The 22,504-nt window shown below is 66.4% G+C and carries 18 protein-coding genes, 1 pseudogene and 1 riboswitch; of the genes and pseudogenes, 8 read left to right on the forward strand and 11 right to left on the reverse strand.

Annotation, left to right across the window (positions count from 1 at the left end):
* The first annotated feature begins 23 nt into the window (after positions 1–23).
* Both V5F77_RS06420 and V5F77_RS06425 read left to right on the forward strand, forming a co-directional pair.
* Positions 24–203: a DUF3309 family protein gene (locus tag V5F77_RS06420; protein ID WP_429004506.1), complete on the forward strand. Its 180-nt coding sequence runs from the start codon at positions 24–26 to the stop codon at positions 201–203.
* Positions 204–247: 44 nt separating this feature from the next.
* A pseudogene (locus V5F77_RS06425) lies at positions 248–1,284 on the forward strand (zinc-dependent alcohol dehydrogenase family protein).
* Positions 1,285–1,619: 335 nt separating this feature from the next.
* On the opposite strand, the gene V5F77_RS06430 reads toward V5F77_RS06425, so the two are convergent.
* Positions 1,620–1,985, reverse strand: a complete 366-nt coding sequence (locus V5F77_RS06430) for a response regulator (RefSeq protein ID WP_429004507.1) — start codon at positions 1,983–1,985, stop codon at positions 1,620–1,622.
* A gap of 276 nt (positions 1,986–2,261) precedes the next feature.
* Here V5F77_RS06430 and lldD point away from each other — a divergent pair, with 276 nt between their 5' ends.
* On the forward strand, positions 2,262–3,398 hold the full coding sequence (lldD, locus tag V5F77_RS06435; RefSeq protein ID WP_429004508.1) for an FMN-dependent L-lactate dehydrogenase LldD: 1,137 nt from the start codon (positions 2,262–2,264) through the stop codon (positions 3,396–3,398).
* 215 nt (positions 3,399–3,613) lie between these two features.
* On the opposite strand, the gene V5F77_RS06440 is transcribed toward lldD, so the two are convergent.
* From V5F77_RS06440 to V5F77_RS06480, 9 genes are all read right to left on the reverse strand, one after another.
* On the reverse strand, positions 3,614–4,291 hold the full coding sequence (locus tag V5F77_RS06440; RefSeq protein ID WP_429004509.1) for an energy-coupling factor ABC transporter permease: 678 nt from the start codon (positions 4,289–4,291) through the stop codon (positions 3,614–3,616).
* Positions 4,292–4,330: 39 nt separating this feature from the next.
* A riboswitch (cobalamin riboswitch) is annotated at positions 4,331–4,555 on the reverse strand.
* 48 nt (positions 4,556–4,603) lie between these two features.
* Entirely contained in the window at positions 4,604–4,783 is a 180-nt protein-coding gene (locus V5F77_RS06445; protein ID WP_429004510.1) for a hemin uptake protein HemP, read from the reverse strand.
* Between the two features lie 71 nt (positions 4,784–4,854).
* The gene (locus V5F77_RS06450) at positions 4,855–5,091 is read right to left on the reverse strand and encodes a hypothetical protein (protein ID WP_429004511.1); all 237 of its coding nucleotides are present in this window, start codon (positions 5,089–5,091) and stop codon (positions 4,855–4,857) included.
* Positions 5,088–5,747 (reverse strand): SCO family protein, encoded by a 660-nt coding sequence (locus V5F77_RS06455; protein WP_429004512.1) that lies wholly within the window; start codon positions 5,745–5,747, stop codon positions 5,088–5,090. The genes V5F77_RS06450 and V5F77_RS06455 overlap by 4 nt, the downstream gene beginning before the upstream one ends.
* A gap of 1 nt (position 5,748) precedes the next feature.
* Positions 5,749–6,306, reverse strand: coding sequence for a copper chaperone PCu(A)C (locus tag V5F77_RS06460; protein WP_429004513.1), 558 nt, complete (start codon positions 6,304–6,306; stop codon positions 5,749–5,751).
* 90 nt (positions 6,307–6,396) lie between these two features.
* Complete coding sequence (locus tag V5F77_RS06465) at positions 6,397–6,786, reverse strand: DUF2946 family protein (protein WP_429004514.1); 390 nt, start codon at positions 6,784–6,786, stop codon at positions 6,397–6,399.
* 117 nt (positions 6,787–6,903) lie between these two features.
* Positions 6,904–8,286 (reverse strand): PepSY-associated TM helix domain-containing protein, encoded by a 1,383-nt coding sequence (locus V5F77_RS06470; protein ID WP_429004515.1) that lies wholly within the window; start codon positions 8,284–8,286, stop codon positions 6,904–6,906.
* Positions 8,287–8,348: 62 nt separating this feature from the next.
* A complete protein-coding gene (locus V5F77_RS06475) occupies positions 8,349–10,580 on the reverse strand; it encodes a TonB-dependent receptor (protein ID WP_429004516.1) in 2,232 nt (743 codons plus the stop codon).
* A 142-nt stretch (positions 10,581–10,722) separates the two neighbouring features.
* Positions 10,723–11,112 carry a DUF2946 family protein gene (locus V5F77_RS06480; protein ID WP_429004517.1) on the reverse strand — a complete coding sequence of 130 codons (390 nt, stop codon included), beginning with the start codon at positions 11,110–11,112 and terminating at the stop codon, positions 10,723–10,725.
* 417 nt (positions 11,113–11,529) lie between these two features.
* Here V5F77_RS06480 and V5F77_RS06485 point away from each other — a divergent pair, with 417 nt between their 5' ends.
* Complete coding sequence (locus V5F77_RS06485) at positions 11,530–18,018, forward strand: hypothetical protein (RefSeq protein WP_429004518.1); 6,489 nt, start codon at positions 11,530–11,532, stop codon at positions 18,016–18,018.
* A gap of 75 nt (positions 18,019–18,093) precedes the next feature.
* Here the strand turns inward: V5F77_RS06485 and arsH are convergent, their stop codons facing one another.
* Positions 18,094–18,849, reverse strand: a complete 756-nt coding sequence (arsH, locus tag V5F77_RS06490) for an arsenical resistance protein ArsH (RefSeq protein ID WP_429004519.1) — start codon at positions 18,847–18,849, stop codon at positions 18,094–18,096.
* Between the two features lie 50 nt (positions 18,850–18,899).
* On the opposite strand from arsH, the gene V5F77_RS06495 reads away from it, so the two are divergent.
* The 4 genes from V5F77_RS06495 to V5F77_RS06510 all read left to right on the forward strand — a co-directional run bounded on the left by V5F77_RS06495 (position 18,900) and on the right by V5F77_RS06510 (position 22,496).
* The gene (locus V5F77_RS06495) at positions 18,900–19,262 is read left to right on the forward strand and encodes an ArsR/SmtB family transcription factor (protein WP_429004594.1); all 363 of its coding nucleotides are present in this window, start codon (positions 18,900–18,902) and stop codon (positions 19,260–19,262) included.
* On the forward strand, positions 19,255–19,782 hold the full coding sequence (locus V5F77_RS06500) for an arsenate reductase ArsC (protein ID WP_429004520.1): 528 nt from the start codon (positions 19,255–19,257) through the stop codon (positions 19,780–19,782). The genes V5F77_RS06495 and V5F77_RS06500 overlap by 8 nt, the downstream gene beginning before the upstream one ends.
* A 210-nt stretch (positions 19,783–19,992) precedes the next feature.
* The gene (locus V5F77_RS06505; protein WP_429004521.1) at positions 19,993–21,288 is read left to right on the forward strand and encodes an arsenic transporter; all 1,296 of its coding nucleotides are present in this window, start codon (positions 19,993–19,995) and stop codon (positions 21,286–21,288) included.
* 2 nt (positions 21,289–21,290) lie between these two features.
* On the forward strand, positions 21,291–22,496 hold the full coding sequence (locus tag V5F77_RS06510; RefSeq protein ID WP_429004522.1) for an MFS transporter: 1,206 nt from the start codon (positions 21,291–21,293) through the stop codon (positions 22,494–22,496).
* Positions 22,497–22,504 lie beyond the last annotated feature (8 nt).

Here is a 22,504-nt window from a genome sequence, read left to right on the forward strand (position 1 = left end):
GACGTCCACCCTGGGAGGGTCGCATGTCTACGATTTTGCTGGTTATCATATTGATTTTGGTGCTTGGCGGCGGCGGTGGATATTATGGCTTCAGCCGGTATGGCGGCCGGGGGGTCGGCGGCGTGCTCGGCCTTCTGCTTCTGGTCCTGATTGTTCTGTGGCTGCTGGGTGCGCTCCAGGGGCTGAGCATCGGACATATGTGAGCATATCCCGCGCAGCGCGGGCTCATCGAAAGCAGGAGAAGCCGATGAAAGCGCTCGTCTATCGTGGACCGGGCCAGAAGGCCCTGGAAGAGCATGAGAAGCCGCAGATCACGGCGCCGGGCGACGCCATCGTGAAGATGGTCAAGACGACGATCTGCGGCACCGACCTGCACATTCTCAAGGGCGACGTCGCAACTTGCGCGCCGGGCCGGATTCTTGGGCATGAAGGTGTCGGGATCATCGAATCCGTAGGCCCCGCCGTCACGTCTTTTCGTCCCGGCGACCACGTCCTGATTTCCTGCATCTCCTCTTGCGGAAAGTGCGACTATTGCCGGCGCGGCATGTATTCGCATTGCACCACCGGCGGCTGGATCCTCGGCAACGAGATCGACGGCACCCAGGCCGAATATGTCCGCACGCCCCACGCCGACACCAGCCTCTATCCGATCCCGGAAGGGGCCGATGAGGAAGCTCTGGTGATGCTGAGCGACATCCTGCCCACCGGCTTCGAATGCGGGGTGCTCAACGGCAAGGTCGCGCCGGGCTCCACCGTCGCCATCGTGGGGGCCGGACCGATCGGGCTCGCGGCGCTGCTGACGGCGCAGTTCTACGCGCCCGCGCAGATCATCATGATCGACCTGGACGACAATCGCCTCGGGTTGGCGCGGCAATTCGGTGCCACGCACACGATCAACAATGCCGACGGAAACGCCGTGCCGGCGGTCAAAGCCTTGACCGGCGGACGCGGGGTCGACGCCGCGATCGAAGCCGTCGGCGTCCCCGCGACGTTCGTGCTCTGCGAGGAACTGGTCGCGCCGGGCGGCGTCATCGCCAATGTCGGCGTCCACGGCCAGAAGGTCGATCTCCATCTGGAAACGCTGTGGGCGCAGAACATCACCATCACCACCCGGCTGGTGGATACGGTCTCGACCCCATGCTGCTGAAGACGGTTCAGGCCGGGAAAATCGACCCGACCCGGCTCATCACGCATCGGTTCAGGCTCGATCAGATCCTGGATGCCTATGACACCTTCGCCAACGCCGCGGACACGAAGGCGCTGAAGGTAATCATATCGGCCTAGAGCAACTTCAGCAAAAGTGCGCCGCGCAGCTTTGTGCCTGAAATCGTAGATTAAACAGAGACGTAGAGACTATTCGGCGAACCGGTGTTTGCCGAATATGTTCTCGAGTGTTTCCCCGTTTTCATGGAATCGGGAAAACGCTCTACGTCATTGTGTAGACGCGTTTTCTTCACGCGAACCGGTTTCCGCTTCGCGCGAAACCGCGCCAGGCGTTCGCGGTTGGCGCGAAGCACTGCAGGTATGAGCCGGCGCGGTGGCCGTGCCGGTCAACTCGGGCTTTGGCTTTGAGAAGGGCTTGCCGGCCGCATCGCCAGCCCGGACCGCCGGCGCGGGACTCACGACCCCGCAGCGTCTTCGATCACGCTGCGAATGGCGCGGACGATGTCCTGCTCTCGAAACGGCTTTTGAACGACGACCGCGGACGGAATAATTGTCTTGATGCTCAGAACGTCGCCGCTGATGAAAATATGCGGCACGTGTCCACTCCGGCAAATGGCCTCGACAGCGGATATGCCGCTTCCCTGCTGCAGCATCGCATCAACGATCATGAGGTCCGGCTTCGACAGGCTCGCCGCAATCACCGCGTCGGATTCAGTGGCTTCGATTGCATAGACATCGTGTCCCATATCTTCGAGCAGTTCAGCCAGATGCATGCCGATCACGGCGTCGTCCTCGATGATGAGGATCCTTAGCGCATTCATCGCCCTGCCGCCCTCATGCCGCCCGAGATACCGGCGCGGCGAGCATAAGGCCGGCCCGGTCGTGAAATCTTGGCAGCGTGGCGATGGACCTTTGGCCCCATGCCACGCTCAACCGCCCCGACATTATCTCCGGGACGGGGGGTGGAGCAGGCTCGGAAACTACTCAGCTTCGCGGGCGGCTCCGGGTCGACGCCGCGCGGCTTCGATATCTGTAGTCATGCCGGGGCATAGCGGCTAAATCGAGGATCGATATCGTTTCAGCTGCATCACCCGCCCATGATCATCGCTTCCCCCAACGACTATCGCGCGGCCGCGAAGCGCAAGCTTCCGCGCTTCCTGTTCGACTATGTCGACGGCGGCGCCTATGCCGAGCGCACGCTGGCCAGCAATGTCTCCGACCTCCAGGGCATCAGCCTGCGGCAACGCGTGCTCAAGAATGTCGAAAAGCTCAGCCTGGAAACCGAGCTTTTCGGGCAGCCGTGCGCCATGCCCGTCATCCTGGCTCCGGTGGGGCTCGCGGGCATGCTCGCCCGCCGCGGCGAGGTGCAGGCGGTCCGGGCGGCGGCGGTCAAGGGCATCCCCATGACCCTCTCCACGGTCTCGGTCTGCCCGCTCGAGGAAGTGGTGCCGGCAAGCCCCAGGATGCCGTGGTTCCAGCTCTATGTCCTGAAGGACCGCGGCTTCATGCGCAATGCGCTGGAGCGGGCGCAGGCGCTCGGGGTCACCACACTGGTCTTCACCGTCGACATGCCGACGCCGGGCGCGCGCTATCGCGATCCGCATTCCGGTATGTCGGGCCCGTTCGGCCCGCAGCGGCGCATCCTCCAGGCCATGTTCAAGCCGAGCTGGGCGTATGACGTCGGCCTGATGGGAACGCCCCACGATCTCGGCAACGTGTCCAAATATCTCGGCAAGCCGACCGGCCTTGCCGATTATATCGGCTGGCTCGCGGCGAATTTCGATCCGTCGATCAGCTGGTCGGATCTCGAATGGATCCGCGATTTCTGGCGCGGCCCGATCATCATCAAGGGGATCCTCGACCCCGAGGATGCGCGCGACGCGGTGACGTTCGGCGCCAGCGGCATCGTTGTGTCGAACCACGGGGGCCGGCAGCTCGACGGGGTGCTCTCGAGCGCCCGGGCTCTGCCGTCCATCGCCGATGCGGTGGGCAGCGAACTTACCCTCCTTGCCGATGGCGGCATCCGTTCGGGGCTCGATGTGGTCCGCATGCTGGCGCTCGGCGCGAAGGGCGTGCTGCTCGGTCGCGCCTTCGCCTATGCCTTGGCAAGCGGTGGCCAAGCGGGCGTGGAGAACCTTCTCGATATCCTCGCGAAGGAAATGCGCGTGGCGATGACCCTGACGGGCGTGGAGCGCGTGTCGCAGATCGACGGTTCGATCCTGGCGAAGCTCTAGGGCGTTTCCCCGTTTTCAGGGACGCAGGGAAACCCTCTCTCTCGTCGTTCAGTCGCGTTTTCCTGACGCGAGCCGAACCGTCGGCAAGATCGCTGCTGGCGCTCCTGCTTCGCTCGAATCTCGCCGGCCGAGTGGGCGGCGACATGAGCGGCGGGGGGCGCCGCTCATGTCCTTGGATCACGTCGACCGGACGGCCGTTGGTGGGAACCCGTGGTTCAGGCCGGGTCGTAGAGGCGCCGCTCGAGCAGCGCGCTGCCCTTGAGACCGTGCAGGGCCTTGGCTGCCGCGAGCACGGCAAGATCGATCAGCGGCTCGACAATGATCACCAGCATGTAGGCGCCGCCGAACGTGGCGATGGAGGAAGCGTTCGCCACCGTGAAGCCCTGGCCGTAGAGCGCCCAGAACGCCACCCAGACGACGATTCCGGCCTGATAGGTGGTCGAAAGCGCCAGGGCCTGACGATACTTCAGCTCCACATAGGGCGTGTTGGGTGCCAGGACCTTGGGGGCCAGCACGGCGAGCGCGAACAGCGGCACCAGCAGGGTCGTGACATTCATGCCGTATTGCGGCAGGTCGAACGGCGCGAAGAACAGGCCCTGGACCAGCAGGCCGAGGGCAAGGCCGATGGCTGCCGGGGCGGCCCCGAAGATCAGGAACAAGGTCGAGCCGAGGATCAGATGGACCTCGGAAACGCCGACCGGATAATGCGGGAGAATTTCGAAGAACGAGAAGACGAGGGCGGTGCATGCCGCACTGCGCGCGATCAGCGAGAGCGGGCCGCGTTCGCGCACGGTTCCGGCCGCCAGCTTCATCGTATAGCCGAGGGCACCGGCGGCGGTCACATAGCTCAGCCAGATCTTGCCGGGATCCACGAGGCCGGGTTCGATATGCATAGAAGGCTCCTTTACCGTCTCACCCGACGGCGTGAGATTGAACACATGCTGCGCCTGGCCGGTCTCCTGACTCGCGGGTCGTCGCAACCTTCCGCCTTCCCAGGCCTCCCCGAAGGGTAGGTCCAGTGGCATCCCGGCAGGCCACTCGCCGCTCACAGTCGCGGGGGCGGTCGGGGCTCGCGGCGGTCAGCCGTTCCCCCGTTCCCATATCGTCCGAAGCGCGTCGCCGTGCCTCGTCCGAAAACCATTCGCTCGTGCAGCAGCGGACAACCCGCAGCCGCTGTCAAGGGCGCAGATGCGCGGCGCCGTGCGCTATTTGGTGAGGATGAGTTTGTTTTGGGCCGTCAGGCGCAATTGGTAAGCCTGATCGCCGTGCCGGATCATGATGGTGCGGCCGACGCGGAAGATGTCCGCGCTGTCCATGCTTTCCTGGACGACGGGGATGATGCGCCCGCGCGGCTTCAGGACGATCTTGAGGGGGACGGTGCCCATAAGAGCCTCCCGGTTCGTATGGAGGGAAGCGGGGCAAGGGTGTCGTGTCAGGCCCTCGCCCCGCGCCAGCGTCACAGGTGCAAAAGTCCTGGAACGACGAAGCGGATCAGGATCGCCATCTGGCCGAAGATCCAGCTCACGGCCGCGGTGTCGCGCAGATCGATGCCGTCGCCGCTCACGTCCAGCAACGCACGGGCAACATCGAGGTCGAACAGCTTAATGCCGCCCATCAGCAGGCAGCCCGCCGCCGCGCCGGAGACGAAGGTGGTGCCAAGGTCGCGCAGCACCGAGGAGGAGGACGCGTTCATCCCGCAGCTCCCGGCATTGCCAGGAGTTGGCGCAACTTCTCATCCCGCGCGGCCTCATCCTCCTTGTAGCCGATGATCCCGGCATAATGCCCCTGGCGATCCATCAGATACACCACGGCGGTGTGGTCGAGGGTGTAGTCGCCATCGCTGGTCGGGACCTTGCGCCAGAACACCCGGTAAGCCTTGGCCAGCGCCGCGATCTGAGCCGGCGGCCCCGAAAGGCCGATGATTCGCGGATCGAAGGACTGGATGTAGCTTGCCAGCGTCTGCGGCGTGTCCCGCTCCGGGTCGAGCGAGACGAACACCACCGTCAGGTCTTGCGCCTGCGCGCCCAGCCGGTGGAGCGATTCCGACATGTCCCACAAGGTGGTCGGGCACACTTCCGGGCAGCGGGTGAAGCCGAAGAAGATGGCGAATGGCTTGCCCTTGAGATCGCCATCGGAGAGGTCCCCGCCCTTTGAGGAGGCAAGGCGGAACGGACCGCCGATGGTCGCGCGCTCGCTCACCGCCTGGGTGGCGGAGAGCAAGGCCCCCGGTTGCCAGATCAGGAAGCCGGCGGTGGCGGCGACGCCCACGACCAGGGCGAGCAGAACGCCGCGCCCCCGCGCCCGCGGCACCGATCCCTCAGGATCTGAGGGCTGATGCGGACGGACCATCTCACTTGCCCATCTGCATATGGTCGTGGTCGCTGCCGCTCGCGGCGATGGCGTCGACGACATATTTCACGTTGACCGTGCCGGCCTTCTCGAAGGTGAGCGTGCCCTCGAACGGGGTGCCCTGCTTGAGCGGCTGCTTCAGGCCCATGAACATGATGTGGTAGGAGCCGGGCTTGAGGGCGACCGATCCGTTCGCCGGGACCACGAGGCCGCCGACCACCGGACGCATGGTCATGACGCCATTGGCCATGGACATCTCATGGATCTCCACGCGCTGCGCTACCGTGGCGGTCGCCGAAACCAGGCGATCGTCGGCCGTGCCGGTATTCTTCAGCACCAGATAGCCGCCGCCGACCGCCGCGCCGTTCGGCGTCGCGCGCGCCCAGGGATGGTCGACCTCGATGCTGCCCACCTTGAATTCGTGCGCGAACAGCGATTGCGCCGAGAGCAGGAGGATGAAGACCGCGAACACGGTCGCGGCGAGAATTTCCTCACCATAGAGGCGGTGGGGCAGGCGCGCGCCTGCGGTTCCGGACAGGCGGCGAAACGGATTGATCATGAGAAAGCTCCAAAAGCGAACCTCTGCCCAGGATTGGGCGAGGCATGCATGCGCACTGCGAACGGCGGTGGGCCCTGAAAGGGCGCGGGCTCAGATCGCGGCGGGTGGAGCGCGGGCAAGGCTTGAGGAGTGGGCGATGGATGAGCGGACGAAAGCGCTCGGCCGCATCTTTGCGATCGGCGCGCCATCGCTGCGCGGGGGCGGGACAAGCAGCGCCGTTGGGGGCGGTGGCGCGGCCGCCGGGCCGAACATGGTGCAGCCGAGGACACAGCAATCGGGCAGCGCGTGAGCAGGTGCATCGTCCCCGGCCGGCGGACCGCCGGAGGAGGACGAGAGGCACAGGGCGCCTGCGCCATCAACGAGGGACAATGGCCCGGCATGCGCGCCGATGCTCATCCCGATCAGCAGCACCTGCAGGACAAGCAGATACGCCGCCGCAACGGCGGTCCATGCTTTCCAGGCGGGGTGCTGCGCGGTCACGGAACGCTCGGCCTCTCAGGTCTTGAATGGAGCAGCATGGCACGGAACGGCCGGTCGCTGTAGGCGCACGGTGTGCGGCACGCTGCCCTATGCGGCGGGCCGCTTTGGGGGTGCGCGTCACGCCGTCCGGGAGCGGTGCGCGAGCCGGCGGAACAGCAGGTCGCAGGCCAGCACCAGCGCGAGCGAGGCGCCGGCCAGCGGGAAGATGAGGCCGAGGGTCAGGATGATCGCCACCAGGGTCCGCAGCGTCGGCGCCGCCAGGGCGCGGGGCGCGCCCAGATGACCCTTGGGTCTGCGGCGCCACCACATATAAGGGCCGGACAGGCACAGAAAGACGATGCCGATGCAGGGCAGCAGCATCACGATCTGGTTCAGGCGACCGAAATAATTGCCCATGTGGATCTGCACGCCCAGCTCGACCGCCTTGGCGACGACGCCATAATCGGCATAGCGCACGTCGTCGATCACGCGGCCCGAATATTGGTCGATATAGAGCGTGCGCTGGCCCTCCGGCTGGTCGGGATAGAGCACGGCGATATAGGCCCCATCGGCGTTGCGGGGCAGGCTCAGGCGGTAGGGCGCGGACAGGCCGGCGGCGGCAAGGCGTTCGGCCACCGCATCTAATCCGATGGCCGGCCGGTCCAATGGCGCGGGGGGAGCCATCGCGGCATGACGGTGCGCCTCATGCGCATCGGATTGGGGCGCGGGTGCTGCTTCCAGGGTCCAGGGCACCGTGCCGCCGGTCGCGTCCTTCACCGTAAGCGTCGAAGTGACCGGCGCGCCGTGGGAGCGATGGCTCACGGGATAGCCGATGCCGGCGACGTCCGCGCCCCGCCGCAGCAGGTCGCCCCACAGGTTTGCCCAAGGCAGGCCGGTGAGGATGAGGAACATCACCAGCACCGCCGTCCAAAGGCCGATGGCGGCATGCCACTCCTTCCAGAAGGCGCGCCCGCGCACGCCCAGGCGCGGCAGCAGCGCGGCGCGCGCCCCGCCCTTCGGCCACCACAGATAAAGACCGCTCACCGTGAGGATGAAGCCCCAGCACGCCGCAAGCTCGACGATGCCGTCGCCGAACGTGCCCAGCATCAGCGAGCCGTGGGCGACATCGGCAAAGCCGACCAGGGTGTGGGTGTAGATGTGGGAGCCGAGCACCGCGCCGGTTCCCGGATCGACGAACACCCGCACCGGCTCGCCCTGCTGCGGGGAAACGAATACCTGCACGCTGCGCCCCGGCGCGGCGGGGGTATCGATGCGGGTCACCCGCCCGCCGGGAAAGGGCGAGAGTGCGGCGCTTGCGATCTCGCTCAGCGCGATCTGGTGCTGCGACGGCGCCACCAGGCGTTCGCGGGGATAGATGAGATCGTTGATTTCATCGTTGAACAGATAGATCGCCCCCGTGACGGCGAGGATCAGCATGAACGGGGCGCACAGCAGCCCGGCATAGAAATGCCAGCGCCATATCGCCCTGTGCAGCACGGCGGAAGACCAGATTTCAGACAAGAACGCCTCCCGGTGAGGAATTGCCGAGGCGGGCGGGCGCGCCGGGCGCCCGCCCGGTGCGATCAGAACTTCACCGCATAAGACAGCTCATAGCTGCGCGGCGCGCCGAGATAGACCTGGGTCGAGCTGTAGCCCGACCAGTCCGCATAGAACGCATTGGTCAGATTGCGCCCGCGCAGGCGGAAGGTGCCCCGCCCGATGTCATAGCTGATCCAGGCATCCAGTAGGGTTCGGCCCTGAACCTCGATGGTGTTCGCGGTGTCGGTATAGAACGAGCTGACATATTGCACCTGTCCGCTGACCGTCAGCGGAATATCGGCGAAGCGATAGCTGGCGAGCAACAGATAGGTCCATTCGGGAACATTGGTCGGCCGGTTGCCGGCGAGGTTGGCGCCTGCGGACCAAAGCTCGGTGAATTCCGCATTGATGTAGGAGGTATTTGCCGTGACCTTCAATTGATCGGTCAGCGCCACGGCAATTTCCGCCTCCATGCCGCGCGAGCGCTGGCTGCCCCCCTGGATGGTGAGCGCGGGATTGGCCGGGTCGCGGGTGAGGATGTCGTATTGCTCGATCTGGTAGACCGAAGCGGTGGTGACCACGCGATTGTCCCAGAACGTGGACTTGATGCCGGCCTCGATCGAATTGCCGGTGGAAAGCTCGAACTTGGCGTTCGCCATATTGCTGAGCAGCAGCGAGGTGACCGGGACGGTCGCCTGACTATATTGCGCGAAGACCGCCGTGCCGGGAAGAATGTCGTAGACCGTTCCGATCCGCCACGAGATGCTTTCGTAATTATTGTCGAACTGCGAGGTCGTGAAGGTATTCAGATTGTAGATCTGGCGGTCGAGCTGGATCGCCTCATAGCGGATGCCGCCGACCACCAGCCATTCGGGTGTGAGATTGACGGCGTCTTCGGTGAAGGCGGCATAGGTATCCACCTGGCTGTCGTAATTCTGCCGGGTGGAGAAATTGGCCGCCGTATCCGCGGGGAAATACCCCCGGTTGGGAAAATAGGGGCTGACCGACGTGGTGGTGCCGAACCGGCGCTCGGAGTTCAGCGTGGTGTTGATATATTCGAGGCCCGCCGCGAAGCGGTGCCGCATGTTCCACACATCCCCATCGAACAGGGCGGTCGCCCGTTCCGACCACACGTGCTGGTCGTGGGTGATCTTGGTGGTGCTGCGGTCGAGCAGGCCGGTGGCGGTATTATAGGTGAAATCTTCCGAATTCGCCCATAAGCGGTTCGCGGTGTAGTAACCGAGGTCGTTGCGCAAGGTCCAGTTGTCGGTCAGTTCGTATTCCGTCCGGTCGCGCAGCCACACCGCGTCGGAACGCATCTCGCCATTGTAGACATTGTAGTTCTGGTTGCGCAGCGCCTTGTCGATCACCATGCCGCCCGGCGCGGAGACGAGGTTCGATGGCGAAATCGCCGCCGCGCGGGCGATCAGCGGCGTGCCCTGATAGGGCGTGCTGTAGTCATCGTGGAAATAGTCGATGGCCGCCGTCGTGGTGAGCCGGTCGGACAGCACCAATGTGGTGGCGAGGGTGACGGCGGCGGTCTGGGAATCGGTGTCGTTCACATAGCCGCCGGACTGGCCGTAGCTGGCACTGGCGCGCACCGCCGCGTTCTGGCCCAGGGCGGCATTATAGTCGATGCCGGCCCGTACCGTGTCGAAGCTGCCGTAGCTCACCAGGGCCTCGCCGCCGGTGCGGTTCAAGTCCGGCTGGCGGGTGACGAGATTGATGGTGCCGGCGAGGGCGCCATTGCCGGAAATCACCGATGCCGGTCCCTTGAGCACTTCCACCCGCTCAAAGGTGAAGCTGTCGTAATTGCGCGAGATGAGCAGCGGATCGGGCACCTGCATGCCGTCGATGGAATAGCCGACCGCCGCGCGGGAGAAGCCGCGGATGGAGGTCACGCCCGGCTCGCCCGGCAAGTTGCCGGCGGTGACGCCGGGCACCGTATTATAGACCTCGGTGAGGGTGCGCAGGCCGCGATCCTGCATCTCTTGCTGGGTCACGATGTCGACGCTGGCGGGGGTCTCGAACGGCGTCAGGCCGACGAGGCTGCCGGTCTCGTTCGAAAGCCGCAGCTTGGCGATGTCCGGCAGAACCAGGGATTGGGCGGCGGAGCCGTTCTCGACCGTAACCGTGGGCAGGTCGATCACGGTTTCGGTGGTCGCCGTGGGGGTGGATTGCTGCTGGGCGAGGGCGGGTGCGATCGCGGTGCTCGCAAAGAGCAAGGCTGCGCTGGCGCGCCGGCCGAAGCGGCGGGGCGTGGAAAGGCACGTCATGGCGGGGAGGTCCCGTCTTTAAGAGATCAAAGGCAATGGAGGCTGGCCCGCCCAACGACACGCCCGCGTCGGCGCGCGCAGAGCGGGGGCCGACAAGAGGTGTGTGCAGGGGCGAGGACGGCGCGTGAGGCGGCCGGTCTGGTCAGGCCGGCGGGGCTCTGGCCTGGAAGCCCGAGAGGGCTTGATCTGGTGCGCGGGGGGCGCCACTGCCCGGCCGCGCTGGCGGGACGGGTATGAAGGCCGCGGCGCGGATGTCGGTGGGGGCCGGCGCGAGGCCAAGCCATCCCACCATCGGGCAGCCGAAGCTGCAGCACGGCGGCAGATGGGCCTTGCCGCTGCCGTCATCCTGCGTATCGCCGGAGTGCGCGGCCGACGAAGTGCACAGAATGATGCCGGCTTCAGAGGGCCCGGCCGCCCTCGCCGCCAGCGTGCCCGCCAACAGGCCTGCAACCAGTATTTGCAAGACGAGCAGATACGCCGCCGCAAGTGCGGTGCAAGCTCTCCATGCGGGCTGATTGCCTTTAAGCGACACGCGCCACATTTCCTTTGGGCAATTATAGGCGAGACATGGGATGTATCCAGGAAATGCGGGTGCGGCAACCGGCCTGTTCGACAGGCGATGCACGCATCCTGCCCCGGCTCACGGTTTTACCCGAGGCGCCCACTGCATCCGCATCACCCGATCCTTCGCCGACGAGGTGTAAAATCCCAACTTGCAGCATCCGCACCATGCGAAAGGAAGATGAAAATACGCAAGAATAGGAAAGATACGATCTTTCTAGAAGCGCTCAAGAAATACGAGCAACATTTCGCTTTCCCTGCTCCTGAACGGCATGTTACTCGTCGGCTGAAGTCGGAGGTAATCTGCTGGCGTTTGGCAGTCTCCTGACGAAACGTTTCGGAATGGGCTCCACCTTCGGCGGGCCCATGCTTCGTGGGGGAGCATCTGATGTCCATTAGCCGGGTTCATGAGCGGAAGCTTTTGCCGATCGGCCGTCATCTGCTTGGAGGGACAAGCTCACTTGCGCTGCTGACGGCCCTGGTCGCAACACCGGCCCCGGCGTTGGCGCAGGCCGATGTGCAGAACATAACCGGCTCGCAGGTGACCTGGATCAGGAGTGCCTCGGGAACGCCCGGCGTCAACGGCGTCTGGCACTTTCTTCCCTGGGTGGACAACGAGCCCGCCACGGCCGGCGGCGTGGCCGGCGACCTGAAATTCAAAAACCTCACCACCATCAGCCGTCCCAGCGGGGGCGGGCCGGTGGTCCAGCTTGTGTCGACCGGCGGTAAGGGCGGCAACGGCGAGAACTCGGTCAGCCCGCAGGACGGCGGTGCCGGCGGGAGCATCCTCTTCATCCAGCAGGGCACGGTCTCGGCCACTTCGATCGCCGGCGATCCGATGATCCTGCTGCGCTCGCAAGGCGGCCTGGGCGGGCGCTCGGACAGCATCAACACCTGGGCCGACGGCGGCGCCGGCGGCGCGGTGAGCTTCACCCAGAACGGCAATCCGCTCACCTTCTTCAGGGGCCAGTCCGAAAGCACATCGCTGATCTGGCTGCAATCCATCGGCGGCGACGGTGCGAAAGGCGAAGACACGAGGAGCGGCGATTCCGCCATCATCGGCCAGCGCTCGGGCGGCGGCGGCTCGGGCGGGCCGGTCTCGGCGTCGATCCAGACCAACATCCAGGTCAGCGGCGACAATCTCGCCGCCTTGAGGCTGACCTCGCAAGGCGGCGCCGGAGGCTACGGCGGCTCCAAGGCAACCTCGCCGCGCCTCCAGAGCAGCGGCGGCACCGGCGGCTCCGCCTCCGTGACCGTCGACGCGAGCGCCACGATCTCCACTTCGGGCGGGGCGGCCCCTGCCGTCATCATCGAGGCACTCGGCGGTCGGGGCGGGGATTCCCTCGTCGCCAACGGGTCGCGGGGCGCGGACGGCGGGGCCTTCAACGATTCCGAGAGCAACCCCTCGGTCCTTCTCACCAACCGCGGCACCATCCGCGCCACCGGGAAGGGCTCCACAGCCATCGTCGCGCAAAGCATCGGCGGCACCGGCGGCGACGGCGCCTCGTCGGCGGTCGAATATCTCGGATTGGCGGGCGGCAACGGCGGCAATGGCGGCTGGGTGGTGATCAACCAGCTCGGCAAGGTCGAAACCACCGGAGACTATGCCTTCGGCATCGTCGCGCAATCGCTCGGCGGCAGCGGCGGGGAGGGCGGCTCGCAAATCCTCGGCGGCAACGGCGGTGACGCCGGCACGGGCGGTACCGTCAAGGTGACCAACGCCGGCACGATCACCACCAACGGCAAGGGATCTTCCGCCATCGTCGCCCAGAGCATCGGCGGCGGGAAGGCGATCGATGCGTTCCAGACCGGCCAGTTGGCCACCAAGCCGGTCGGTGGCGGCGCGGGCGGCAGCGGCGGCTTCCTGTTCTTCGGCTCCGGCGGGGATGGCGGCAAAGGCGGCATCGGCGGCGCCGTCACGGTCAACAACAGCGGCACAATCAGCGCCAAGGGCGATTCCGCCGCCGGCATCCTCGCCCAGAGCATCGGTGGCGGCGGCGGCGGCGGCGGCAATACCGTCACTTTCGGCTTCCTGCCGGGGATCTCGTTCTCGGTCGCACTGGGCGGCAACGGCGGCGTGGGCGGTGCCGGGGGCGCGGTCACGGTGAACAACCTGGCAGTGGCAGGCGGCCCGACCACGGGCTCCATCTCAACCGATGGGCGCTTCGCACCCGGCATCCTCGCGCAATCGGTCGGCGGCGGCGGCGGTGTCGGCGGGCGCGCGACGGCGGTGAGCGTCGGCCTTCAATTGTCGATCGCCCGCGCGGTGGGCGGCTCCGGCGGCGAAGGCGGGTCCGGCGGTGCTGTGGTGGTCAAGAACGGCCTCGGCATCACCACCAAGGGCTCGAACTCCTCGGCCATCGACACGGCGAGCATCGGCGGCGGTGGCGGCAATGGCGGCGATGCGCTCGCGGCATCCGTAGCGCTCGGCCTCGACAAGCGATTCCCCAACGTCACCATCGCCAGCACCACGGGTGGCAAAGGCGGCAAGGGCAATACTGCGGGAACGGTGACCGTTCAGAATTCCGCCGCCCTGACGACGGACGGCGCCTCCTCCTTCGGCATCAGCGCCATGAGCATCGGCGGCGGCGGCGGCAACGGCGGCACGGCACGGTCGGTGACGCTGTCCGTTCCCTACGCCAGCTCCGTCAACATCTCCGCCGCCAATGCGACCGGCGGATCCGGCGGCACCGGCAGCTGGGGCAACACCGTCACGGTGGACAATTCGGGGGCCATCACCACCAAGGGCGCGCTCGCGATGGGCATCAGCGCCATGAGCATCGGCGGCGGCGGCGGCCAGGGCGGGAACGGAGAGATTCTCGCCCAGGATCTGCTGGCCCAGGCCAAGGGTGTATCGCTGAAGTTCTCCTCCTCCGTGGGTGGGGACGGCGGCAGCGGCAATTACGGCGGCACCGTCAAGGTCACCAATTCCGGCGATATCACCACCCAAGGCTTTTCAGCCATCGGGCTGCAGGCCATGAGCGTCGGCGGCGGCGGCGGCAATGGCGGGGATGCGACGCCCCTGAAGCTTGGCACCGTCGGCGATACCGTGCTCACCGTCGTCAGTACTTTGAGCAATCTCGGCGGAAGCATGAAGAATGCCGCCGCCAGCGACAATGTGGGCGGAAAAGGTGCCAGTGGCAGTTACGGCGGCGACGTGACCGTCATCAACAGCGGCTCCATCACCACCGGCGGAGCGGGCGCCTCGGGTATCCAGGCGCAAAGCATCGGCGGCGGCGGCGGCATTGGCGGCGCCTCATCGCTCGGCATCGATACGTCCTTCACCTACAACTCCACCGTGGGCGGCAACGGCGGCAGCGGCAATAACGGCGGCAAGGTCAGCGTCACCACGACCTCGGTGACCAAGAATGGCGTGGCGAACTCCATCACCACCGGCGGCACCTCGGCCTATGCGATCTTTGCCCAATCGATCGGCGGCGGCGGCGGCGTGGGCGGTGCATCGTCTTCCGTCTCGGGCGGCGGCACCGATGCCGCGACCGCTCCGGCCATGCAGTTTATCGCCAATTTCAAGGACATCGGCTTCAACGTCCTGAAGGGCGTCTTGCAGAACCTGCCGGATGCGACCAAGGCGCAGCTTGTCGACAAGCTGAAAAAGACTCTCGGCAGCTTCATCGGCGGCAAGGCGGGCAATTGGGTCAACAAGGCCAAGCCGTCGATTCCCATTACGCTTTCCTACAACGCGTCGGTCGGCGGCTCGGGCGGCGCCGGAGGCAATGGGGGCGAAGTCAGCGTCACGAACGGCATGGCCCTATCGACCACCGGCGACGCCTCGGCGGCGATCTTCGCGCAGTCGATCGGCGGCGGCGGCGGTGCGGCGGGCTCCTCGCAGGTGGGCTCCAACAAGCTGATCAGCTTGAAGTCCACCATCGGCGGCAGCGGTGCCGGCGGCGGGGCCGGCGATAAGGTCGAGGTGACCAATACCGGTGCCATCGATACCTTGGGGCACTCCGCGTTCGGGATCGCCGCGCAGAGCGTGGGCGGCGGCGGCGGCGTCACGGCGATGAACATGGATCTGCAGGCGGGAACCCAGTTCCCCCACCTCCAGGACCTGCTGGACCTGCCCATTCCAGCCATGAGCGTCGGGGGCTCCGGCGGCGTGGGCGGCGCGGGCAAGTCCGTGACGGTGACCAATACGGCCGCGATCACCACCCACGGGGCCGAAGCCCATGGCGTGGTCGCGCAATCCATCGGCGGCGGCGGCGGGATTTCGATCCTCAATTCCTACAATCCCGAGGAAATGCTGAAGACCCTGAAGGATGCCCGCACCCTCGACCCCGAGGTGAAGGCGGCGCTCGCCCTCTACGGCATCGATGTGGACGCGGAAATCCAGAAGGCGGAGGCGATCGCGGCGGCGAACCGAAACACGGTCAACACCTTCAAGATTGCGCTCGGCGGCGAGAGCAAAGCGTCCGGTAACGGCGGCGCGGTCGCCATCGTTCAGGGCGGCACCATTTCCACCGAGGGCATGGGCGCTTTCGGTCTCCTGGCGCAATCCATCGGCGGCGGCGGCGGCTTGATCTCGTTCGGCAATGGCGATGCGAGCCGGCAGAATACCTTCACGGGGCGCCTCGGCGGGGACGGCGTCACGGGCGATGGCGGCGCTATCACCATCACCCTGGCCGAAAAAAGCACCATCAAGACCAAGGGAACCGGCGCGGTCGGCATCTTTGCGCAGAGCATCGGCGGGGGCGGCGGCTATATCGGCAACGTCAAGGCCGACCCCACCGCCCTCAACGCGCTCCTGGCCAACCGGAAGAACGCCTCGGGCTCCGGCGGCAACATCACGATCACCTCGAAGAAGGTCGACGGAACCTACGGCACCACCGAGATCCTCACCGAGGGCCGCAACGCCCACGGCATCTTCGCCCAGAGCCTCGGGGGCGGCGGCGGCGCCATGGGCAGCAGCCAGGGCGTGGTGATTGCGTCGTCCAGTGGTGCCGCGCCCATTACGCCGGGCGGTCTGACCAGGGGCGGCGAAATCAATATCGACATCAACGGCACGATCACGGCGAAGGGCGAGGGGTCGGTCGGCATCTTCGCGCAGAGCGGCGTGCAGGGGAACGGCGGGCTCGTGCTGCCGAACAGCGTGTCCGGATCGATCAATGTGACCTTCGACGGCACGCTGACCGGCGGCACCGGGACCGGCGCGGCGATCCAACTCGACGGGGGCACCAACAACACCATTATGCTGCGGAAGGGTGCCACGGTCAGTGCCGGCTCCAACGTGGCCATCCTCGGTTCGTTCGCCAAGGACACGGTTAAGAACTACGGGAGCGTGACCGGCGACGTGAACCTGGTCACCGGCGGCACGACGGAATACAACGAATTCCAGAACGAGCCCGGCGCCACCTATCAGTCCGCCGGCAAGGGCTCCATCAACCTCGGGCCGAACGGCCTCTTCACAAACAACGGCGTCTTTTCCATCGGCGGCAAGGGCACAATTGCCAACGCCGCTCTGATCGGCGGGTTCACCCAATCCGCGAACGGCGCGCTGCAGGTGGATGTCAGCCGCACGCCCCAGGGCGGTACGAGCAACGATTTCCTGAATGTGACCGGCGCAGCCGATCTCAAGGGCGTCGTTCAGGCCAATGTGGTCGGCGGCCTGATGCCCGGAAGCTTCAAGATCGCGACCATCTCCGGTCCGGTCACCGGCAGCATGGCGGGGGCGGTCAATACCTATAGCCCCATCACCTGGAGCGTGACGCGCACGGGCGGCACCATCGAGCTGACGCCGCGCGCGGACATCAAGGCGCCGGAGGGGGTGAATATGAAGCCCACCGAAGACAGCCTCATGGCCTATCTGCAGAAGATCTGGAACAATGGCGGCATATCCCAGAAAAATGCCGCGGTGTTCGGCGACATTGCGAACGTAACCTCGGTGGACGATTACATCACCGCGATCGACAGCACGTCGCCGGATGAATCCTCCAGCGCCGCCGCGCTGCAGACCTTGAACAGCCGCACGTCCGTGAACATGGCGTTGAGCTGTCCGGTGTTCGCCGGCACCGGCGCGTTCATGGAGGAGACGAGCTGCACCTGGGCCCGCATCATCGGCGACTGGACGCAGCAGACCTCTTCCAACGACACCAGCGGCTTCAATCAGAGCGCGGTGACCTATCGCGTCGGCGCGCAGCGCGAACTCGCCACCGACTGGTTCTTCGGCGGCACGGTGGGCTTCACCCAGTCCTGGCTGGACAGCTCCGACAATCTGTCGAGCACCGAGGGCAATGCGGTGGACGTGGCGCTTTCGCTGAAGCGCCAGGTCGGTCCCTGGCTGTTCGCCATCGCCGGCTCGGCGGGCTATGGCGCCTATGATACCGATCGCGTGCTCGACATCGGGCCGGCGATCTCCCTCTCCAGCGGCACCGCCAACGTCTTCACGGCCGCGGCCCGGTTCCGCGCCAGCTACGAGTTCGTCTATTCCAACTGGTACATCAAGCCCTATGCGGATTTCGACCTGCTCTACACTTATTTGCCGAGCTACCAGGAGCAGGGCCTCGGGACGACGCTGGGCTTCAATTCCGCCCAGCAATGGAACGCCGCCTTCAGCCCGAACGTCGAGTTCGGCGCGCGGGTGGATCTCGATCCGCAGATCTGGCTGCGCCCCTACGCTACGGTCGGTATGACGGTGCTGGCAAAGGACAATATGAAGATCGGCGTGAACCTCAACGACACCGCCTCCTCGCTTGGCGGCTTCGTCACCGAAGTGTCGATCCCGGGCACGCTGCTCAATCTCAGCGCCGGCGTGCAGCTCTTCAACACCAAGGGCTACGAGGTGCGGGGCGAGTATAAGGTGGACGTGGGCGACAATTACCTGGCCCAGCAAGCCAGCGCCCGCTTCGCCATGCCGTTCTGATTTGGTGGTCAAAGGCATCGTCGCGATCGGCGCCGCGGCGATGCCTTTGCCGTCTCCCTTACGGCCCCGGCTGGGTCACGAACCCGTCGGCTTGACGAAACCCACGTCGGCGGCAATCCCCGCGAGGCGCTCCGGCATGCGGTCCTTGCGCTCGCTGTAGCGGTCGACGAGATAGTCGGCGTGATCGCGCGTCAGCAGCGTGAACTTGACCAGTTCCTCGCATACATCCACCACCCGGTCATAGAGCGGCCCGGGCTTCATGCGGCCGGCCTCGTCGAATTCCTGAAACGCCTTCGGCACCGAGGATTGGTTGGGGATGGTGATCATCCGCATCCAGCGGCCGAGCACGCGCAGGGCGTTGACGGCGTTGAACGATTGCGAGCCGCCCGACACCTGCATCACCGCAAGGGTGCGGCCCTGGGTCGGCCGAACCGATCCTTCGGCAAGGGGAATCCAGTCGATCTGGCTTTTCATCACGCCGGTGATGGTGCCGTGCCGCTCCGGGCTGACCCAGACCTGACCTTCCGACCAGAGCGACAGCTCGCGCAGTTCGCGGACCTTGGGATGGTCCGGCGTGGCGTCGTCGGGCAGGGGCAGGCCGTGGGCATCATAGATGCGCACCTCGCCGCCCATGTATTCGAGCAGGCGCGCGGCTTCATGCGCCAGGAACCGGCTGAAGGAACGGGGGCGCAGGGAGCCGTAGAGGATCAGGAATCGGGGCGGGTGGCGCTGCCGTTCGGCGGTGCCGAAATGGCCCGGGGTGGGCGCATCGAGCAGCGCGCCCACCAGGTTCGGCAAACCATCGGCGCATGAGGATTTGGGCTTGTTCACGGTCTCGCTTCGGTCTATTGTTCAATAACAGTTGAGATATTGAACTTATGATCGACGAACATCAAGCCCTTTCCGCCTTCTCCGCGCTCTCCCAGGAGACGCGCCTGCGCATCGTGCGTCTGCTGGTCACTGCCGGTCCCGAGGGCATGGCGGCGGGTGCGATCGCGGCGGCGGTCGAGGCGTCCACTTCCAACCTGTCGTTTCATCTGAAGGAGCTGGAGCATGCCGGCCTGATCCGGTCGCGCCGGCAATCACGCTCGATCATCTATAACGCGTCTTATGGCGCGCTCTCCGGCCTCGTGGATTTCCTGATGCGCGACTGCTGCCAGGGCCATCCCGAGGTTTGCACTCCGGCAGTCGCGGCCTTGGCCGCATGTGGCTGCAATCCCGACCAGGAGCAGGTCCATGGCTGATCACATCTACAACGTGCTGTTTTTGTGCCTGGGCAATTCGGCCCGCTCGATCCTCGGCGAGGCGATGCTCAACAAGCTGGGGGCCGGCCGTTTCCGGGCCTATTCGGCGGGAAGCCAGCCCAAGGGCGTGGTCGATCCCCTGACCCTCGAACTGCTCCGGGAGACCGAGTTTCCCACCGACGGACTTTCCTCCAAGAGCTGGGACGTGTTCGCGCGGCCGGATGCGCCGGTGATGGATTTCGTCTTCACCGTCTGCGATGACGCCGCAGGCGAAGCCTGCCCGGTATGGCCGGGGCACCCGATCACCGCCCATTGGGGTATCGAAGATCCCGCGGCGGTCGAGGGCACGCTCATCGCGCGCAAGGCGGCGTTCGTGAAGGCGCAGCGCTACCTCATGAACCGCATTACCGCCTTCACCGCGCTGCCGGTCGCCAGCCTGGACCGCATGACCTTGTCGAGCAAGGTGCGCGAGATCGGCCGGCTCGCCGGTGCCACCCTGTCCCGCCCGGACGTGGCGTGAGGGATGGGGCCCTCTCTCCCATCCCCCAACGACGGGGGAGCTTGGCGTGGACGCGGCCGGGCGCCCGGTGACCGGCGCCTGATGGAGTTCCCCGGCGCGCGCAGCCGGGGACCCACTTTCTTTTAGAGACGGCTCCTGCTTTCTTTCCGCGAACCGGCGCCCGCTTCGCGCGCGGCGCCCCGGTCCCCTCCCGCAAGAAAACCCGCCGCGATGCTCGCCCTCACGATCTTCATCGTCACCCTCGTCTTTGTCATCTGGCAGCCGCGCGGCCTTGGAATCGGATGGAGTGCCCTTGCGGGGGCGGCCCTCGCGCTCCTCACCGGCGTCATCACCCCTGCCGATATCCCGGTTGTCTGGCACATCGTGTGGGACGCCACCTTCACCTTCGTCGCCCTGATCATCATTTCGCTGCTGCTGGACGAAGCCGGCTTCTTCCATTGGGCGGCGCTGCACATTGCCCGCTGGGGCCAGGGGCGCGGCGCGCTGCTGTTTCCCCTGGTGATCCTGCTTGGCGCGGCGATCGCCGCGGTGTTCGCCAATGACGGGGCGGCCCTGTTGCTCACGCCGATCGTGCTCGCCATCCTGCTGCGGCTGAAGTTCAGCCCTCCGGCGGCAATGGCCTTCATCGTCGCGTGCGGGTTCGTTGCCGATAGCACCAGCCTGCCGCTGGTGATCTCGAACCTGGTCAACATCGTCAGCGCCAATTTCTTCAACGTCTCCTTCGACCGCTATGCGGCGGTGATGGTGCCGGTGAATCTGGTTTCGCTCGCCGCCACGCTGGTGGTGCTCTGGCTGTTCTATCGGCGGGACGTTCCGGCCAGCTATTCGCTTGCCGACCTCGACCCGCCGGCCGGCGCGATCCGCGACCGCACGGTGTTCCGCGCCGCGTTTCCTTTGCTGGCCGTGCTCCTGGCCGCCTATTTCGTCACCGCCCCGTTCGGTGTGCCGGTGGCGGTGGTGACCGGCGGCGGCGCGCTGGTGCTGCTGGTGCTCGCCGGCCGGGGCCGGATCATCTCCGTGCGCAAGGTGCTCGCGGGTGCGCCGTGGCAGATCGTGCTGTTCAGCCTCGGCATGTATCTGGTGGTCTATGGCCTGAAGAATGCCGGGCTGACCGATCATTTCGCGGTGCTGCTCAGCTGGTTCGCGAGCCACGGCGTGTGGGCCGGCGCCATCGGCACCGGCTTTGCCGCAGCGCTGCTCTCCTCGGTGATGAACAACATGCCGAGCGTGCTGGTGGGGGCGATCGCCATTCAGCAGGCGCCGGACCTGTCCCCGCTCATGCGCGAAATCCTGCTTTATGCCAACGTCATCGGCTGCGACCTCGGCCCCAAGTTCACGCCCATCGGCAGCCTCGCCACGCTGTTGTGGCTTCATGTGCTGGGCAGCAAGGGGCAGCGCATCACCTGGGGCCAATATATGAAGGTGGGATTGATCATCACGCCGCCGGTGCTGCTCGCCACGCTGGCGGCACTGGCCCTGTGGCTGCCGATCCTCGGGGCGCAATAGGCATGGCCCGGGAGCGGCGCTGGCCGGTCATCACCGCACTCGGCGTGGTGCAGATCCTCGCCTGGGGATCGTCCTTCTACCTCCTGGCGGTGCTCGCGGCGCCCATCGTCGCGGATACCGGCTGGCCGTTGCCCTGGGTGGTCGGCGGCATCTCCATCGGCCTGCTGATTGCCGGCCTGGTGTCGCCGCGTGTGGGGCTTGCCATCGGCGCCCATGGGGGGCGGCCGGTGCTGGCGCTTTCGGCGGTGCTGCTCGCCCTGGGGCTGGCGCTGCTCGGCGCGGCGCCGAACCTGCCGGTGTTCTTCGCGGCCTGGGTGCTGCTCGGCCTCGGCATGGGCACGGGGCTCTATGATGCCGCGTTCGCCACCCTCGGCCGGCTGTACGGCGCCAGCGCCCGGTCCGCGATCACCACGCTCACCTTGCTCGGCGGCTTTGCCAGCACGGTGTGCTGGCCTCTGGCGGCGCTTCTGGTGTCCTATGGAGGCTGGCGCACGGCGTGCTTCACCTTCGCCGTGCTGCAACTCGTGGTCTCGCTCCCGTTGATCTGGCTGATGATCCCGTCGGCCCCGCCCGGGATCGTGCCGGCCACTCCCGCGAGCGGCCATTCCGCCGCGCTTCGTCCGGAGGAACGCGCCGCATTCCTGGTGTTCGCGGCGATCCTGACCGTGGGCGGCACCGTGATGACCCTGCTCTCGGTGCATCTCATCACCTTGATGCAGGCGCGCGGGCTGGATCTTGCCGCGGCGGTGGGGCTGGGAACGCTGATCGGGCCCTCCCAGGTCGGCGCGCGTGTGCTGGAAATGGCGGGGCGCGGACGCCACCACCCGCTCTGGACCCTCTCGGCGGCCATGAGCCTCATCGCCGTGGGGGTGATCCTGCTGGGCGGCGGCTATGCCAATGCGGCGATCGCCATCGCCCTCTATGGCGGCGGCAACGGCATCTATTCCATCGCGCGCGGCACGCTGCCCCTGGCCCTGTTCGGGCCCGAGCGCTATCCGGCCCTGATGGGGCGCCTCGCGCGGCCGGCCCTGGTGGCGCAGGCGCTGGCGCCCTCGCTCGGTGCGTTCGCCATCGCGCACTGGGGGTCAGGCGTGACGTTCGAGCTTCTGAGTGCGCTCGCGCTGCTGAACGTGGCCCTGGTGGCGGCGCTGTGGCCGATTTCGCGCCGCGTGCGCCGGGCCCGCGTGATCACCCAGGCCGCCCAATAGGCCCGCGT

The sequence above is a fragment of the Roseixanthobacter psychrophilus genome (genome assembly GCF_043195195.1).
Classification (GTDB): Bacteria; Pseudomonadota; Alphaproteobacteria; order Rhizobiales; family Xanthobacteraceae; genus NCEH01.